General features: G+C 74.2%; 13 protein-coding genes. 12 read left to right on the forward strand and 1 reads right to left on the reverse strand.

The features are described 5' to 3' along the window. Positions 1 to 33 precede the first annotated feature (33 nt). The 12 genes from QRT03_RS24600 (at position 34) to QRT03_RS24655 (ending at position 14,569) form a co-directional block, all read left to right on the forward strand. Entirely contained in the window at positions 34 to 2,295 is a 2,262-nt protein-coding gene (locus tag QRT03_RS24600) for a transglycosylase domain-containing protein (RefSeq protein WP_286055748.1), read from the forward strand. A 450-nt stretch (positions 2,296 to 2,745) separates the two neighbouring features. Beyond that, positions 2,746 to 4,239: a sugar transferase gene (locus tag QRT03_RS24605; protein WP_286055849.1), complete on the forward strand. Its 1,494-nt coding sequence runs from the start codon at positions 2,746 to 2,748 to the stop codon at positions 4,237 to 4,239. Between the two features lie 17 nt (positions 4,240 to 4,256). Next, complete coding sequence (locus QRT03_RS24610) at positions 4,257 to 5,558, forward strand: glycosyltransferase (RefSeq protein WP_286055749.1); 1,302 nt, start codon at positions 4,257 to 4,259, stop codon at positions 5,556 to 5,558. A gap of 228 nt (positions 5,559 to 5,786) precedes the next feature. Continuing rightward, entirely contained in the window at positions 5,787 to 6,800 is a 1,014-nt protein-coding gene (gene gmd, locus QRT03_RS24615; protein ID WP_286055750.1) for a GDP-mannose 4,6-dehydratase, read from the forward strand. After that, complete coding sequence (locus QRT03_RS24620) at positions 6,797 to 8,284, forward strand: tyrosine-protein kinase domain-containing protein (RefSeq protein WP_286055751.1); 1,488 nt, start codon at positions 6,797 to 6,799, stop codon at positions 8,282 to 8,284. The genes gmd (QRT03_RS24615) and QRT03_RS24620 overlap by 4 nt, the downstream gene beginning before the upstream one ends. After that, positions 8,281 to 9,030: an SGNH/GDSL hydrolase family protein gene (locus QRT03_RS24625; protein WP_286055752.1), complete on the forward strand. Its 750-nt coding sequence runs from the start codon at positions 8,281 to 8,283 to the stop codon at positions 9,028 to 9,030. Before QRT03_RS24620 ends, QRT03_RS24625 begins: the two co-directional genes overlap by 4 nt. 247 nt (positions 9,031 to 9,277) lie before the next feature. Then, complete coding sequence (gmd, locus tag QRT03_RS24630; RefSeq protein WP_286055753.1) at positions 9,278 to 10,330, forward strand: GDP-mannose 4,6-dehydratase; 1,053 nt, start codon at positions 9,278 to 9,280, stop codon at positions 10,328 to 10,330. 2 nt (positions 10,331 to 10,332) lie between these two features. Further along, a complete protein-coding gene (locus QRT03_RS24635; RefSeq protein ID WP_286055754.1) occupies positions 10,333 to 10,503 on the forward strand; it encodes a hypothetical protein in 171 nt (56 codons plus the stop codon). Then, positions 10,500 to 11,213 (forward strand): hypothetical protein, encoded by a 714-nt coding sequence (locus tag QRT03_RS24640; protein WP_286055755.1) that lies wholly within the window; start codon positions 10,500 to 10,502, stop codon positions 11,211 to 11,213. Before QRT03_RS24635 ends, QRT03_RS24640 begins: the two co-directional genes overlap by 4 nt. A 3-nt stretch (positions 11,214 to 11,216) precedes the next feature. Next, entirely contained in the window at positions 11,217 to 12,308 is a 1,092-nt protein-coding gene (locus tag QRT03_RS24645) for a glycosyltransferase family 4 protein (RefSeq protein WP_286055756.1), read from the forward strand. Positions 12,309 to 12,467: 159 nt separating this feature from the next. After that, complete coding sequence (locus QRT03_RS24650; protein WP_286055757.1) at positions 12,468 to 14,219, forward strand: tetratricopeptide repeat protein; 1,752 nt, start codon at positions 12,468 to 12,470, stop codon at positions 14,217 to 14,219. Positions 14,220 to 14,263: 44 nt separating this feature from the next. After that, a complete protein-coding gene (locus QRT03_RS24655; RefSeq protein WP_286055758.1) occupies positions 14,264 to 14,569 on the forward strand; it encodes a Dabb family protein in 306 nt (101 codons plus the stop codon). 65 nt (positions 14,570 to 14,634) lie between these two features. On the opposite strand, the gene QRT03_RS24660 is transcribed toward QRT03_RS24655, so the two are convergent. Continuing rightward, on the reverse strand, positions 14,635 to 14,964 hold the full coding sequence (locus tag QRT03_RS24660; protein ID WP_286055759.1) for a PASTA domain-containing protein: 330 nt from the start codon (positions 14,962 to 14,964) through the stop codon (positions 14,635 to 14,637). Between the last annotated feature and the right edge of the window lie 24 nt (positions 14,965 to 14,988).

Here is a 14,988-nt window from a genome sequence, read left to right on the forward strand (position 1 = left end):
GGGAATTGTCCGAATTGGTCTGGTCTGGGGTCGATGACGTCGAAGGTGCGGCTGCTGGCCGTCACGGTGATTGCCGGGATTCTGGTGGCGGGGGCGGCGTTCCCGCTGGTGGGAGGCCTGGGGCTGCTGTCGAACCAGGCGATCGAGGGAGCGCAGGACACGGCGCCGGGGGTACTCGCGGGTGACATGCCCTCGATCACCACGGTGACCGACATGAATGGCGCGCCCATCGCGTACCTGTATGACCAGAATCGTCAGATCGTCCGGTCCGAGCAGATTTCGGTCACGATGAAGGCCGCGATCGTCGCGATCGAGGACCGGCGGTTCTTCAGCGAGTCGGGCCTCGACCCCCGCTCGATCGCGCGGGCCCTGGTGAACAACGGCACCGGCGGGTCGACGCAGGGCGCCTCGACGCTCACCGAGCAGTACGTCAAGAACTACGACGAGTACGTCGCGGCGAAGACGCCGGCCGAACAGCTCAAGGCCACCGAGGCGACCTTCGGCCGCAAGCTGCGCGAGGCCCGCGTCGCGGAGCAGCTCGACCACTCGCTGTCCAAGGACGAGATCCTCACCCGCTACCTGAACGTCGTGTACCTGGGGAACCAGTCGTACGGCGTCGCGGCGGCGGCCCGCACGTACTTCAACACGACCCCGGACCAGCTCACCGTGCCGCAGGCCGCGCTGCTGGCCGGCATGGTGCAGAGCCCCGCGGCCTACGACCCGGTGGCGCACCCGCAGGCCGCGACCGGGCGCCGCAACGTCGTCATCGACCAGATGCGCCAGCAGGGCGAGCTGAGTCCGGAGCAGGCCGCGGCCGCGGCCGCGTCCCCGCTGGGGGTGCAGGCGCCGCTGCACGGGATCGCGAACGGGTGCACGGGGGCCGGCGACGACGGGTTCTTCTGCAGCTACGTGCTCGACTACCTGGACCAGGCCGGCATCACGCCCGAGCAACTGCGCTCCGGCGGCTACACGGTGCGCACGACGCTCGACCCGGCGGCGATGGCGGCGGCCAAGCAGGCCGTCGACGCGCAGGTCCCGCCGACGCAGCCGCACGTCGCCGACACCCTCGCGGTCGTCCAGCCCGGGACGACGTCGCACCCGGTGCGGGCCCTCGTCGCGAACCGGGGGTACGGCCTGGACGCGGCCGCCGGCCAGACGACCTACGACCTGCCCGCCGAGCCGGAGAACCTCGGCGCCGGGTCGGTCTACAAGATCTTCACCTCGGCGGCCTACCTCGCGGGCGGGGGCGGCATCTCCAACGTCATCCCGGTCCCGCCCAACGGCTACGCCTCGCCGTTGACCCCGGGCTTCGTCGTCTCGAACGACGGCAACTACCCCGGGGCCCTGACGCTGCAGGACGCGCTCGCGCAGTCGCCCAACACCGCCTTCGTCAAGCTCGAGGAGACGACGGGGATCGCGCCGGTCGTCGACATGGCCGTGCAGATGGGCATGACGTCGCTGGCGAAGCCGGGCGCGAACGGCAGCGCGTCGGTCGCGGACACCGTGAAGGCGCAGAACCAGGCGTCGTTCACCCTCGGTGTGGCCCCGACCAGCCCGCTGGAGCTCGCGAGCGTCGGCGCCACCCTCGCCTCGCACGGCACGTGGTGCCCGCCGGACCCGATCCAGTCGGTCACCGACTCCTCCGGCGCCCCGGTGTCCATCCCGACGACCGCCTGCCACCAGGCCGTGCCCCCGCAGCTCGCGGACACCCTCATGACGGGGATGTCGAAGGACGACCAGCCCGGCGGCACCTCCGCCGCGGCCGCCACCGCGGCGGGCTGGAACCGGCCGACCGCGGCGAAGACGGGGACGACGCAGGTCTCCGAGTCGGGGGCGTTCGTGGCGGCGACGCCGCAGATGTCCGGGGCGTCGATCGTGTTCGACGACTCGTCCCGCCCCCGCCCGATCTGCAACGGCAGCCCGCCCACCACGTGCTCGACCGGCAACCTCTTCGGTGGCAACACGCCGGCGCAGACCTACTACCAGGCGATGACGACGATCCTGGGCGGCCAGCCGGTCCTCCCGCTGCCCCCGACGGACCCGCGCTTCGTCGCGGGCGGCGACCGGCTCGCGGTGCCGCAGGAGGTCGGGCAGCCGGTCGACCAGGCGGCCGCAGCCCTGCGGGCGGCGGGCTTCGCCGTCACGACCTCGCAGGTCGACAACCGCTCCCCGGCGGGCACCGTGGTCGGTCAGACGCCGTCCGGTGGGGGCGGGCAGGCCGTGCAGGGGCAGACGATCGCGCTCGTGTCGTCCAGCGGGCACGTGGCGGCGCCGCCGGCGGCCCCGTCGGGCTGAGGTCGGGCGCCGCGCCGTCCTGAGCGAAGGGCACCTTCGGTCGGTCTAGTCGACGGAAGGGGCCCTTCGCTTGAGCACGGACGGCCCCGGACGGCCCCTGAACCCGATCGGGCGCGTTCACCCGGACGGGTGCAGTAGTCGATCCGATCGCCCGCAACCGAACCGCCGGGTCCATCAGGTCTCCTGACCGTCCGGTCACCCACGCGGGTGGAAGCGGGCCCGGATCGCGACATCGACGGGCCCCGCGCGCGTCGGACCGGGCCGCACCTGTCGATTGCCCCGTCGACATCTCGCCGAGGTCACGGAACGACCGTCAGAACGCTGCGTGACCGGTCCTCCGGGGACCGATGACTGCTCCATTCGGCGTAGCGCTGCTGACGTACCCACCGATGCCTGCCGGTGAACACGACGACGGCACTCAGACAGGCGAGGTGATGATCGGTGACCAGCATGCGGGCCCGGGAGGCCGGTGCGGAGACGACCGCCGACATGCACGCGACCGTCGTCGGCGTGGCGGGCGACCCGCTCACCGCCGCGACCGGGAACGTCGGGATCGACGCGATCCGCCGGCGGCGCATGCGGTGGGCCTGGAAGGTCATGCTCACCGACCTGGCGATCGTCCTCGCCGTCGGACTGGTCGCCGCGTCCTTCGTCCCGACGATCGTCCGGACCCACCCCGCCGTCACGGCCGGGCTGCTCGCCGGCCTCGTCGCGCTGCTGGGCACGGCCTTCGCGCTCGGCCGGTGCTGGCACCCGGTCATGGTGTCCTCGGGCGGACTGGAGTGCTCGCGCATCGTCGCCTCCGGCACGGGCGCCCTGCTGGTGCTGGCGCTCACCGAGGTCGCGCTCAAGGACTACCGGCTCCAGCCCTACACGCTGTTCGTCCTGCCGGCCGCGGTCCTCGCGGTGCTCGCCGGGCGCGGGGTCGCCCGGGCGGTGCTGCACCGCCAGCGGCGCCGAGGGCTCGGACTGACGAACGTGCTGGCCGTCGGGTCGTGCGAGTCGGTGACCAACCTCGTCGAGCGGACCCGCCGCGCCCCGGAGTTCGGCTGGACCGTCGTCGGCGCCTGCACGCCGACCGGCTCGGGGGAGTGCGCGGGTGTCCCGGTGGTCGGCGACCTCGACGAGGTCGCCGTCGCGGTGCACGCCGTCGGCGCCGAGGTGGTCGCGGTGGCCCCGGCCCCCGGCTGGAGCGGCAAGCGGCTGCACCGCCTGGCGTGGCAGCTCGAGGGCACCGACCGCGACCTGGTCGTCGACCCCGGTCTCATGGAGGTCGCCGGACCGCGGCTGCACATGACCCCGGTCGACGGGCTCCCGATGATCCGCCTGACGCAGCCGACGTTCGGCGGCTGGGGGCGCGTCTCGAAGACGGTCGTCGACCGGCTGTGCGCCGGACTGGCGGTGCTGCTCCTCGCGCCCGTCCTGGTGACCCTCGCGATCCTCGTCAAACGCGAGGACGGCGGCCCGGTGTTCTTCCGCCAGGAGCGCGTCGGCCGGGAGGGCTCCACCTTTCGGATGGTCAAGTTCCGGTCGATGGTCACCGACGCGGAGACCGCGCGCGCCGACCTCGACAACGAGGCCGCCGGCCCGCTGTTCAAGATGCGCCGCGACCCGCGGATCACCCGCATCGGCAGCGTCCTGCGCCGGTACTCGCTCGACGAGCTGCCGCAGCTGTTCAACGTGCTCGGCGGCTCGATGTCCCTGGTCGGGCCCCGGCCGCCGCTGCCCGCGGAGGTCGCCCAGTACGCCGACGACGCCCGCCGCCGCCTGCTCGTCCGCCCGGGGATGACCGGCCTCTGGCAGGTCTCCGGCCGCTCCGACCTGTCCTGGGACGAGACCGTCCGCCTGGACCTGCGCTACGTCGAGAACTGGTCGCCCGGCCTCGACATCCACATCCTCGCCCGCACCGTCGCCGCCGTCGTCACCGGCCGCGGCGCGTACTGAACCCAGGGACCACCGACATGTCGCTCAACGTCCTGATCCTCGGCCTCAACTACGCGCCCGAGCCCACCGGCATCGCGCCCTACACCACCGGCACCGCCCGCTTCCTCGCCGACGCCGGGCACCGCGTGCACGTCGTCACCGGCCTGCCGCACTACCCGCACTGGGAGGTGGACGGGAACTACCGCGGCCTCGGCCCGGTCCTGCACGAGCGGGACGGCGACGTCCGCGTCACCCGGGTCGCCCACCCCGTCCCGGCGGACCCGACCGGCGCCGGCCGCATCCGTATGGAGGCCGCGTTCGCCCTGCGGGCCGCGACGGTCGGCTCGGCTCGGCCCGACGTCGTCCTCGCCGTCAGCCCCGCCCTGCTCACGGTCGGAGCCGCGCTGCGGTGGCGCCGGCCCGGGACGGCTCTCGGCGTGATCCCGCAGGACCTCTACAGCTACGCGATCGCCGAGGCCCAGGCTCTGGGCGGGCACGCGGCGGGCACCGCCGCCCGCCTCGAGCGCACGCTGCTGCGCCGCGCCGACGGCGTCGTCGCGATCCACTCCAGCTTCCACCGCTCGCTCGCCGACCTCGGCGTCGACGAGCGGCGCATCACCACCATCCGCAACTGGAGCCACGTCCGCCCGACGACGGCGGGTGCGGACGAGCTGATGCGGTTGCGTCGCGAGCTGGGCTGGCGGGACGACGAGGTCATCGCCCTGCACGCCGGGAACATGGGCGCGAAGCAGGGCCTGGAGAACGTCGTCGAGGCCGCCCGTCTGGCGGACGCGACCGGGGCGGCCGTGCGCTTCGTCCTGCTCGGCACCGGCAACCAGCGCGCCCGCCTGGAGCGCCTCGGCGCCGGGGTCGAGCGCCTGCAGTTCCTCGACCCCCTGCCCTCCGACCGCTTCGCGCTCGCCATGGCCGCGGCCGACGTCCTGCTGCTCAACGAGAAGCCCGGCGTCGAGGAGATGTGCGTGCCGTCCAAGCTGACCTCCTACTTCGCGGCCGGCCGGCCGGTCGTCGCGGCGACGGGGGAGCGCAGCGCCGCGTCCTCGGAGATCGCGGCGAGCGGGGGCGGGGTCCGGGTCGGGGCGGGGGAGCCCGAGGAGCTCCTGGGTGCCGTGCTGCGCACCGGCCTCGATCGTGTGGGTGCCGCCGCCATGGGCCTGCGGGGCCAGTTGTTCGCCCGCGACGCGCTGTCCGAGGCGTCGGCCCGCAGCGCGTACGTCGGGTGGGTCGAGGGGCTGGCCGCGGCGCGGTCGCGAATCGTGACGCCGATGGTTCCGCGCCCCCGCGCGGCGGCGGCCATGCCGGTGCTGGAGGACGCGTCGTGAACGCGCACCGACCGAGATCTCGTCGCGCCGCGCGGAATGGGGCGAGGACCGATCGGTCCGCGCGGCGAAATCGGATCTTGCTGTTGGTTGACACGATCCGTGCACGACAACTCGCTCTGCGTAGCGAGAACGATTAGCGTGTTGCTCTGATCAGAGCAACGGCTGCCCCGAATGCCCGAGAGGTGACCGCATGACTGACGCAGGGAACGACACGTGGGGGACTGCCGCATGAAGCGGGCACTGATCACCGGGATCACCGGACAGGACGGCTCGTACCTCGCGGAACTGCTGCTCGGCAAGGGCTACGAGGTCCACGGGATCATCCGCCGGTCGAGCACGTTCAACACCGGCCGGATCGAGCACCTGTACCAGGACCCGCACGACCCAGAGCAGCGTCTGGTGCTGCACTACGGCGACCTGACCGACAGCTCGAGGCTCGTCACGCTCCTCGAGAAGGTCCGGCCCGACGAGGTCTACCACCTCGCCGCCCAGTCCCACGTCCGCGTGAGCTTCGACGAGCCCGAGTACACCGGCAACACCACCGGCGTCGGCACCGCCCGGTTGCTCGAGGCCATCCGCATGGTCGGGATCGAGACCCGCTACTACCAGGCGTCGAGTTCGGAGATGTTCGGGGCGACCCCGCCGCCGCAGAACGAGGAGACGCCGTTCTACCCGCGCAGCCCCTATGGCGCGGCGAAGGTCTACGGCTACTGGATGGCGCGGAACTACCGCGAGGCGCACGGCATGTTCACGGTCAACGGGATCCTGTTCAACCACGAGTCCCCGCGCCGCGGCGAGACCTTCGTGACCCGCAAGATCGCCCGCGCCGCCGCCCGCATCGCCCTCGGCCTCGAGGAGCACGTCTACCTCGGCAACCTCGACGCCATCCGCGACTGGGGCTACGCCCCGGAGTACGTCGAGGGCATGTGGCGGATGCTGCAGGCCGACCACGGCGACGACTACGTGCTGGCGACGGGCACGGCCACCACCGTCGAGCAGTGGGTCCGCTACTGCTTCGACCACGTGAACCTCGACTGGACCGACCACGTCCGGTTCGACGAGACCTACCTGCGCCCCACCGAGGTCGACGCCCTGATCGGCGACCCGGCCAAGGCCGAGAACAAGCTCGGCTGGACCGCGCAGACGATGCCCGAGCAGCTCGCCCGGATCATGGTCGACGCCGACCTCGCCGAGAACCGGGCGCTCGTCCCCACCAGCACCCTCGGAAGGACCGCCCGGTGACCGCGCGCGACTACCTCAACCTCCTCGGCCAGCAGTGGCGGGTGATCGTCGCGGCCGGCCTGCTGGGGGTCGTCCTCGCGGGGATCCTCGTGCTGTTCGCGCCCGTGAAGTACGCGGCATCGGTGACGCTGTACATCTCCACCCAGCAGACGAACTCCAGCTCGACCGACGCCTACCAGGGCAGCCTGCTCTCCCAGGACCGCGTGAAGTCCTACACCCAGCTGCTGTCCGGCTACCGCCTCGGCCAGGAGGTGGTGACCGACCTCGGCCTGAACGACGACCCGCAGGCCGTCGCCGACGAGGTCTCGGCGAGCGTCAGCCCGAACACGGTGCTGCTGACCGCCGAGGTCACCGACACCTCCCCGGAGCGCGCAGAGGCCATCGCCGGCGCCATCGGCCGGCGCTTCCCGGCGCTGATCGCGCAGCTGGAGAAGCCCGCGAACTCCACCCTGCCGCCGTCGGTGACCGCCACCGTCGTGCAGGGCCCGCTGCTGGAGCCGGAGGCCGTGTCGCCCCGCCCGCTGACCGACCTGGGCATCGGTCTCGGCGCCGGCCTGCTCGTCGGCGTCGTCGTCGCGGTCCTGCGCCGCACGCTCGACCGTTCCGTGCGCACCACCGAGCAGCTCGCCGAGGTGTTCCCGAAGCCGCTGCTCGGGACGCTGGCCGAGGACCGCACCGTCGAGACCGTCCCGCTGTTCCTCCGGGACCGGCCGACCTCGCCGATCGCGGAGAGCCTGCGCGCGGTCCGCGCCAACGTCGACATGCTCGACCTGGACCGCACCACGACGGTCGTCGCCGTCACCAGCGCGATCGAGGACGAGGGCAAGTCGACGCTGCTGGTCAACCTCGCGCTGGCCCAGGCGAACGCGGGCCGCCGGGTCCTGGTGGTCGAGGGCGACCTGCGCAAGCCCCGCGCGGCGCAGTACCTCGGGCTGTCCGAGGACGTCGGTCTGACCCAGGTACTCACCGGTCGGGCCTCCGTCGACGACGTCGTCCAGGCCGGCCCCGCGCCGCGCCTGGAGCTCCTCGCGAGCGGCCCGCGCCCGCCGAACCCCTGCGAGATGGTCGAGTCCCCGCAGATGTCCGAGCTGCTCGCGACGCTGCGCGAGCGCTACGACCTCGTGCTGGTCGACGCCCCGCCGCTGCTGCCGGTGGCCGACGGGCTCGCGCTGGCCCGCCTCGCCGACGGCGTCGTGTTCACCGTCCGCGCCGGCTTCACCAGCGGCGCGCTCGTCCGGCGGGCCCACGAGATGCTCGAGACGGCCGGGGTCGGGCGCGTCGGCGTGGTGCTCAACCGCACCAAGGACGCGGGCGACGGCTACTACGCGGGCTACTACTACGCCGAGGCCGAGCGGACGGCCGCCCCGACCCCGGCCCCGAGCCCGACCCCCGGCTCCCGCCAGGAGTTCGCGACGGTGCCCTCGCCGAGCCCGGAGTCCGACACCGAGCAGCACGATCCCGCGACGGCCGGTCGGCGGTCGTGACCACCGGGCACTCGCCGTCGGTGCGGACGACGGCGGCCATCTCGCCGTCGCCGGAGTACCGACGGCGGGTGCCCCGGGCCGTCGTCGTCATCCTGACGGCGGGTGCGGTGCTGGCGGTCGCGACGGCCCTCGTCGCGTCCGCGCTGGCCCCGCGACCCGCCGTCGGGCCCGGCTCGGTGGTCGCCGTGCTCGGCGACAGCTACTCGGCGGGCACGGCGGAGGGCGGCCTGGGCGCCGCCGGCTGGACCGCGCGGCTCGCCCACGACCGCGGGTGGCGGCTCACCGACACCGCGATCCCCGGCACGGGCTACCTGCGCGCCCGCCCCGACGCGGGGACCTACGCCGCGGCCCAGCTCGACGCGGCCCTGGCGGTCGCGCCCGACCTCGTCGTCGTGCAGGGCTCGCTCAACGACGCCGACCTGCCGCCCGCCCAGGTCGCGGCGGCCGCCACCGCGCTGTACCGCACGATCCGCGACCGCGCGCCCCTCGCGCGGCTCGTGGTCGTCGGCCCGGCGTGGCCGGACGCGTCGCCGTCGGTGGACGTCGTGGCCGTCCGCGACGCGCTCGGCGTCGCCGCCCGGGCGGCCGGCGCGCTGTGGATCGACCCGATGACCGACGACTGGTTCGGCGGGCCCGTCCCGGACGGCACGGTCCTGATCGGCACCGACCGGCTGCACCCCACCGACGCCGGCCACCGGCTCATGGCCGACCGGGTCGCCGACGCCCTGACCCACGCCGGCCTCTGACCCGTCCGGGTGAATTCGCGTCGGGTCCTCGGGCGCCGCGACAGCCACCCCATCGGGTGAAGAAAGCCATTCCCGCGACAGACCCGGTGAACGCCGTCGTCGGAGACGTACGACCGCCGAGAAACCGCGCCCATGACACTCGGAATGGTCGGCGGACGGGTTCGGACACCGATCGGTGCCGGTAGCGGAAATGACCCGCCGAGCGATCCGTCCCTCGACCATCGCAGCAATTCCGGAGGACACCGAAGTGAACTCGTCGACCAGCCCGAAGACCGCGTTCATCACCGGCATCACCGGTCAGGACGGGTCGTACCTCGCGGAACTGCTGCTCTCCAAGGGCTACGAGGTGCACGGCCTGATCCGGCGCGCGTCGACGTTCACCACCGACCGCATCGAGCACCTCTACCGGGACCCGCACGAGCCCGGCGCCAAGCTGCACCTGCACTACGGCGAGCTGACCGACTCCTCCCGCCTGATCTCGCTGCTCTCCGAGATCGCGCCCGACGAGGTCTACCACCTCGCGGCGCAGTCGCACGTGCGCGTCTCGTTCGACGAGCCGGAGTTCACCGCGAACACCACGGGCGTGGGCACGGTCCGCCTGCTCGAGGCGATCCGCATGATCGGGCTCGACGTGCGCTTCTACCAGGCCTCGTCCTCGGAGATGTTCGGCGCCACCCCGCCGCCCCAGCACGAGGAGACGCCGTTCAGCCCGCGGTCGCCCTACGGCGTCTCGAAACTGTTCGGCTACTGGACCACCCGCAACTACCGCGAGGCCCACGGGCTGTACGCGGTGAACGGGATCCTGTTCAACCACGAATCCCCGCGCCGCGGCGAGACGTTCGTGACCCGCAAGATCGCCCGCGCTGCCGCCCGCATCGCCCTCGGCCACGAGCGGCACGTCTACCTGGGCAACCTCGACGCGGTCCGCGACTGGGGCTTCGCGCCGGAGTACGTCGAGGGCATGTGGCGGATGCTGCAGGCCGACGAGCCGGACGACTACGTGCTCGCCACGGGGACCGCGCACACCGTCGAGGACTTCGCCCGCCTCTGCTTCGGCCACGTCGGGCTCGACTGGACCCGCCACGTGCGGTTCGACGAGCGCTACCTGCGGCCCACCGAGGTCGACGCGCTGATCGGCGACCCGTCGAAGGCGGCGCGCGAGCTCGGGTGGCGTCCGCGCACCTTCGTCCCGGAGCTCGCCCGCATCATGGTCGACGCGGAGCTGTCGCACCTGCAGGGCCCGACCGCGGACGTGGCCCCCTTCCCGACGCCGTACCCCGGCCGTCCGATCGCGGGCTGACGATGTCCCGGGAGACGACGTGGTCGGCGGCGGCCGACGAGGACGAGGCGTACCGCGACGTCCGGACCCGCCGCCGGCGCACGACCGCCGAGGTCGTGGTCGACCTCATCGCCCGCCGCTCGCGGCCGCACCCGTTCGTCCGGCTGGTGCCGCGCTCCGGGCGCCCGCGGTGAGCACGGGCCCAGGGAGGACGGCGCTGTCCCGACGGCGGGTCCTGGCCGGCCTGGGGCTCGGTCTCCCGCTGCTCGCCGGGCTCGCGGCGTGCGGCTCCTCCGCCGCGGCCGTCCCGACGGTCCCCGTGCGGCTGCACACCGACTGGACGGTCAAGCCCGGCGGCACCACCCCGGTCGTCGGCGACGACGGCGTGCCGTTCCACCTCGCGCAGGAGGGGAGTGCCCCGCCACCCGCCGTCCTGGAGGGGGCGCTGGAGGGGCAGCTGCCCGAGGCGCTGTCGTCCTCCTCGCTCGCCCAGGAGATGCGCGCGGAGGTCCGGCGGATCGGCGCGACGTTCGCCCTCGGCCCCGGATCGCCCCAGGGCGCGCTGACCCTGGCGGCGTGGACCGGCGTCCCGTTCGTCACCGCGCAGTGCCACCTGGTGCTCACCGCGCAGCAGTGGATCCTCGGCGTCGTCGAGCAGGGGGCCCTGCGCGTCGTTCGCCAGGACGGCTACGGCTCGCCGCTGCGTCAGGACGGCGCCACGCCCTACACCGCGGACGTCACCTTCGCCGGCGACACCGCCACCCTCGCCCTTCCCGACGGCGGGTCGGCGACGGTCTCCGACCCCGCGATCGGCGCCACCCTCGGCACCGTCCCGGCCTGGCAGTTCTACAAGAACGGCGCGGGCGGGGCGGACGTCCGCCTGCTGCGCACGTGGGCGGGCTGACCCGTGACCGCGTTGCTGCAGGTCCTCCCGACCTACGACCCCGCCTTCGGCGGCCCGGTGTCCGCGGCGCTCGGCGTCTCGGCGTCCTACGAGGGCGTCGAGGGCGTCACGCTCACCACGGTCGGCTGCGGGCCGGCCGGAGCCGGCTGGACGCGTCACGACACCGTCTCCCGCCGGGCGTTCGCGCCGCCGGTGGCCCGGCACGTGCTGTCGGTGTCGCCGGGGCTGCTGGCGTGGGTGGCCCGCCGGGTGCGCCGGTTCGACCTGGTGCACGTGCACTTCAACCGTGGGCTGGTGATGATCTGGATCCCGTTGCTCGCCCGGCTCGCCCGCGTGCCCTACGTCCTGCAGACCCACGGCATGTGCCGCCCGTGGACCGGGCCGCTCGCCCTGGTCGACCGGCTCTTCACCCGGCCCGCGATCCGGCACGCCCACGCCGTGTTCGTGCTCGGCGCGGCGGAGCGCGAGCAGATCCTCGGCATCGTGCCGGGGGCGAACGTCGTCGAGGTGCACAACGCCGTCCGGTCCCCGGACGCGGTCGACGCCGGTCCGCGCCCCGGCGGGCCACGCCTGCTGTTCTGTGCACGGCTGCACCCGCGCAAGGGACTGGACCGCTTCCTGGACGTCGTCGAGCGCCTCGCGCCGGAACACCCCGGGCTCGAGGGGCACGTGGTCGGTGCCGACGAGGGGGCGCTCGCCGCCGCGCGGGAGCGGGTGGCGGCCGCCGGCCTGCCGGTGACGTTCCACGGTGGCCTGGACCGGGACGGCGTCGACGCGTGGATGGCGCGCTGCGACGTCCTGCTGCACCCGGCGCCGCGCGAGCCGTTCGGCATGTCGATGATCGAGGCGTTCGCGGCGGGCCTGCCCGTGGTCGCGGCCCGCTCCAGCGAGCTCGCCGGGGTCTTCGCCGCCGAGGGCGCGGCTCTGCTTCCCGACGACGGGTCCGTCGAGGACTGGGTGGACGCGACCCGTCGTGTCCTGGTCGAACCCGCGACGGCCGACGCGCTGCGGGTCGGGGGTCGGGCGGTCCTCGAGCGGCACTTCTCGCGGGCGTCGCTGACCCGGACCCTGGCCGGCGTGGTGCACGGAGCGTGACCGTCGGGTCGTCGTCGCCCCGGCCCGTCACCCACGCCCGACGACAATGCTCCACCCGCCGTCGACCTCGGTCGCGCCGCCGGGGCGACAGATCCTCGTTCGGGGCGGGAAGCGTGACGAAACGTGATCGGAAAGGGCTCGATACGTCACACTGCGTATGTGGGAGCCTCCCCGACGACCGACCGACGACCCCGCGAGGGCGCCTGGCACTCGCCAGCGGCCCTCGGCCGGGCGGCGCGCGCCCTCGTCGTCGGCGTCCGCGTCGGCGCGGCCGACGGGCTCCCCGACGCCGGGCACGGCGAGCTCGACGCGTCGTACCTGCCGCGGGCGGTCGACGACCGGCTGGCCGAGCTGCTCGCCTCGCAGGTGCACCCCGTCGTCGTCGTGACCGGGCCACCGTCCGCCGGGGTCACGCGGACCGCGGCGCACGCCGTGCGGCGGACGCGGTCCGACGACCTGTTCGTCGAGCTGGACGACCCGTACCAGGGATCGCTGGAGGAGGTCGTCGAGCGGGCCCGCCGTCGGGCCTCGCCGTCCCGACCGGCGCTGATCTGGTGCGACGACGCCCCGTTGACCCTGCTCGACCAGGTCCGCGGCGACGTCCTCGCCGCGTGCTCGCAGCCCGGCGGAGACGGGCGGAGCCGCGTGACCGTGGTCCGGCTGGTGCTCACGGTGCGGTGGGGGCTGCCGACGCTGTCGCGCGGTGAGCTGGCGGCCTCGCGCTTCGCGCCGGTCGTCGTCGCGCCCGTGACCCCGGCCGAGGTCGTGGGCCGGGAGTCGCACGAGCTCGTCGCCGACCGCGGGGTGTCCGGGCTGGCCGGGCGTCGGATCGGGGAGCTGGTCGCGCCGGTGGCGGCCGCCCGGGAGGCGTTCGCGGGACCGTCCGGGGACGTGGTGCGCCTGGTCGCGGTCTGGCACCGGCTCGGCATCCCGACCGCGCTGGGCCCGGAGGTCCTCGCGGCCCTGCGTCCGGACGACGCGGACGGGGACCTCACCGAGATCGTCACCGGGCTCGTCGAGCAGGGGTGGCTGCGGCGGACCGTCCGCGGCGGGCAGCGGCACCTCGCCCCGGCGCGCGTGCTGGTCGACCTGGCGCGCCTGCCCTCCGACGAGCTCGTCGCCTGCATCGCGGGCCACCTCGACCACCACGCCCGCTACCTCGCCGCCCGCACCATGCTCGCGTCCGGCCTGGACAGCCTCGCGGCGGTGATGGTCGCCGACCTCGAACCGGACCCGCTCGGCCCGGTGGCCGCCCTGCGCGTGGCCCGCGGGTTCGCCGGGCTGGAGCGCGACCGCGAGGCCGCCCAGTGGTTCGCGTTCGTCATCGCGGTCGGCGACGAGGACCAGGCCCGCGCGGCCCACCGCGGTCTCGGGCTCGTGTTCTACCGCTACGACCGGCTCGACCGCGCCCGCCGCCACCTCGACCGGGCCGCCGACCAGCTCGGCGTGCAGGTCGTGCTCGCCGACATCGCCCTGCGCCAGGGCCGCGTCGCCGACGCCCGGGCCCTGCTCGCGCTGCTGCGCCGTTCCCGCGACCCGGCCCTCGCCGCGGAGGCCGCCTGCCAGCTCGGGACGCTGGAGTCCTCGACCGGCCGCCCCGACGCCGCCCGCGCCGCCTTCACCGAGGCCCTCGGCGCCGTCGACCCGGCCGTCGTCGCCCGCGCGCGCACGGGGCTGTCGGCCCTCCCGCCTCGTGTCAGCAATGCGGCCATGCTGACGTCCAGTGACACAGGAGCCGCAACGACGGACGCCGAGGGGGCCGGGGAGCCGGAGCCCGAGGACAGCGATGGCCCATCGCTGTCACCCGACGAGCGAGAGGCGCCACCCACGCACGACGGGGAGCCCGACGAGTCCGACGACTCCGAGGCGCGCACCCGCGTCGTGCCGCTGGCGTCCCGCTCCCGCGGCTGATCCAGCCCCACCCGCCGTCGGGAAGGGGATGGCAGGCTGACGGCATGGCCGTCACGCACGTCGTCACCTTCACCTGGGTCGAGGGCACCTCGACCGACACCGTCGCAGGCATCCTCGCCGCGCTGCAGGAGTGGATCGACCGCAAGGAGGGGCTCGACGGGCTCGAGTCCTGGCAGGCGGGGAGCGACATCGGGGTGAACGAGGGCAACGCGGCCTTCGCGGTGTCCGCGACGTTCACCGACCGGGACGCCTACCTGCGCTACCGCGACCACCCGGAGCACAAGCGGATCATCGCCGAGCAGATCGCGCCGCTGATCGCCGCCCGCTCCGCGGTGCAGTTCGACCACTGACGTCCGGCACACGAGCAGCCCGGCGGTCGACGAGGTCGTCCGCCGGGCTGTGGGGAGTCGGTGGGCTACTTGGCGCCCGCGGTCGGGGTGGTCTTCGGGCCGTCGGGCAGGCGCGAACCGCCGCCGCCCCCGCCGGACCCGTCGTCGTCCGGGCCCTCCTCGCCGGTCGGGCCGGCGGCCGGGTCGTCGACCCAGATCATGATGGTGTCGCCCGGGGTCGCCGCCGCGCCCGCCTTCGGACGCTGGTTGGTGATGATGCTGCGGCCCGCTCCCGTGTGCCGGGCGTTCTGCGGGACGGCCAGCAGGCGAGCATCGAGCGCCGTGTCGTGGGCGTCGGCCGCGGCGAGCCCGACGAGCTCGGGGACCGTGGTCGTGTCGGTGAGGCTGTCGGCCATGGCTCCACGGTACCGACCGGTGAC

This window comes from Actinomycetospora termitidis (assembly GCF_030286555.1).
Taxonomy (GTDB): domain Bacteria; phylum Actinomycetota; class Actinomycetes; order Mycobacteriales; family Pseudonocardiaceae; genus Actinomycetospora; species Actinomycetospora termitidis.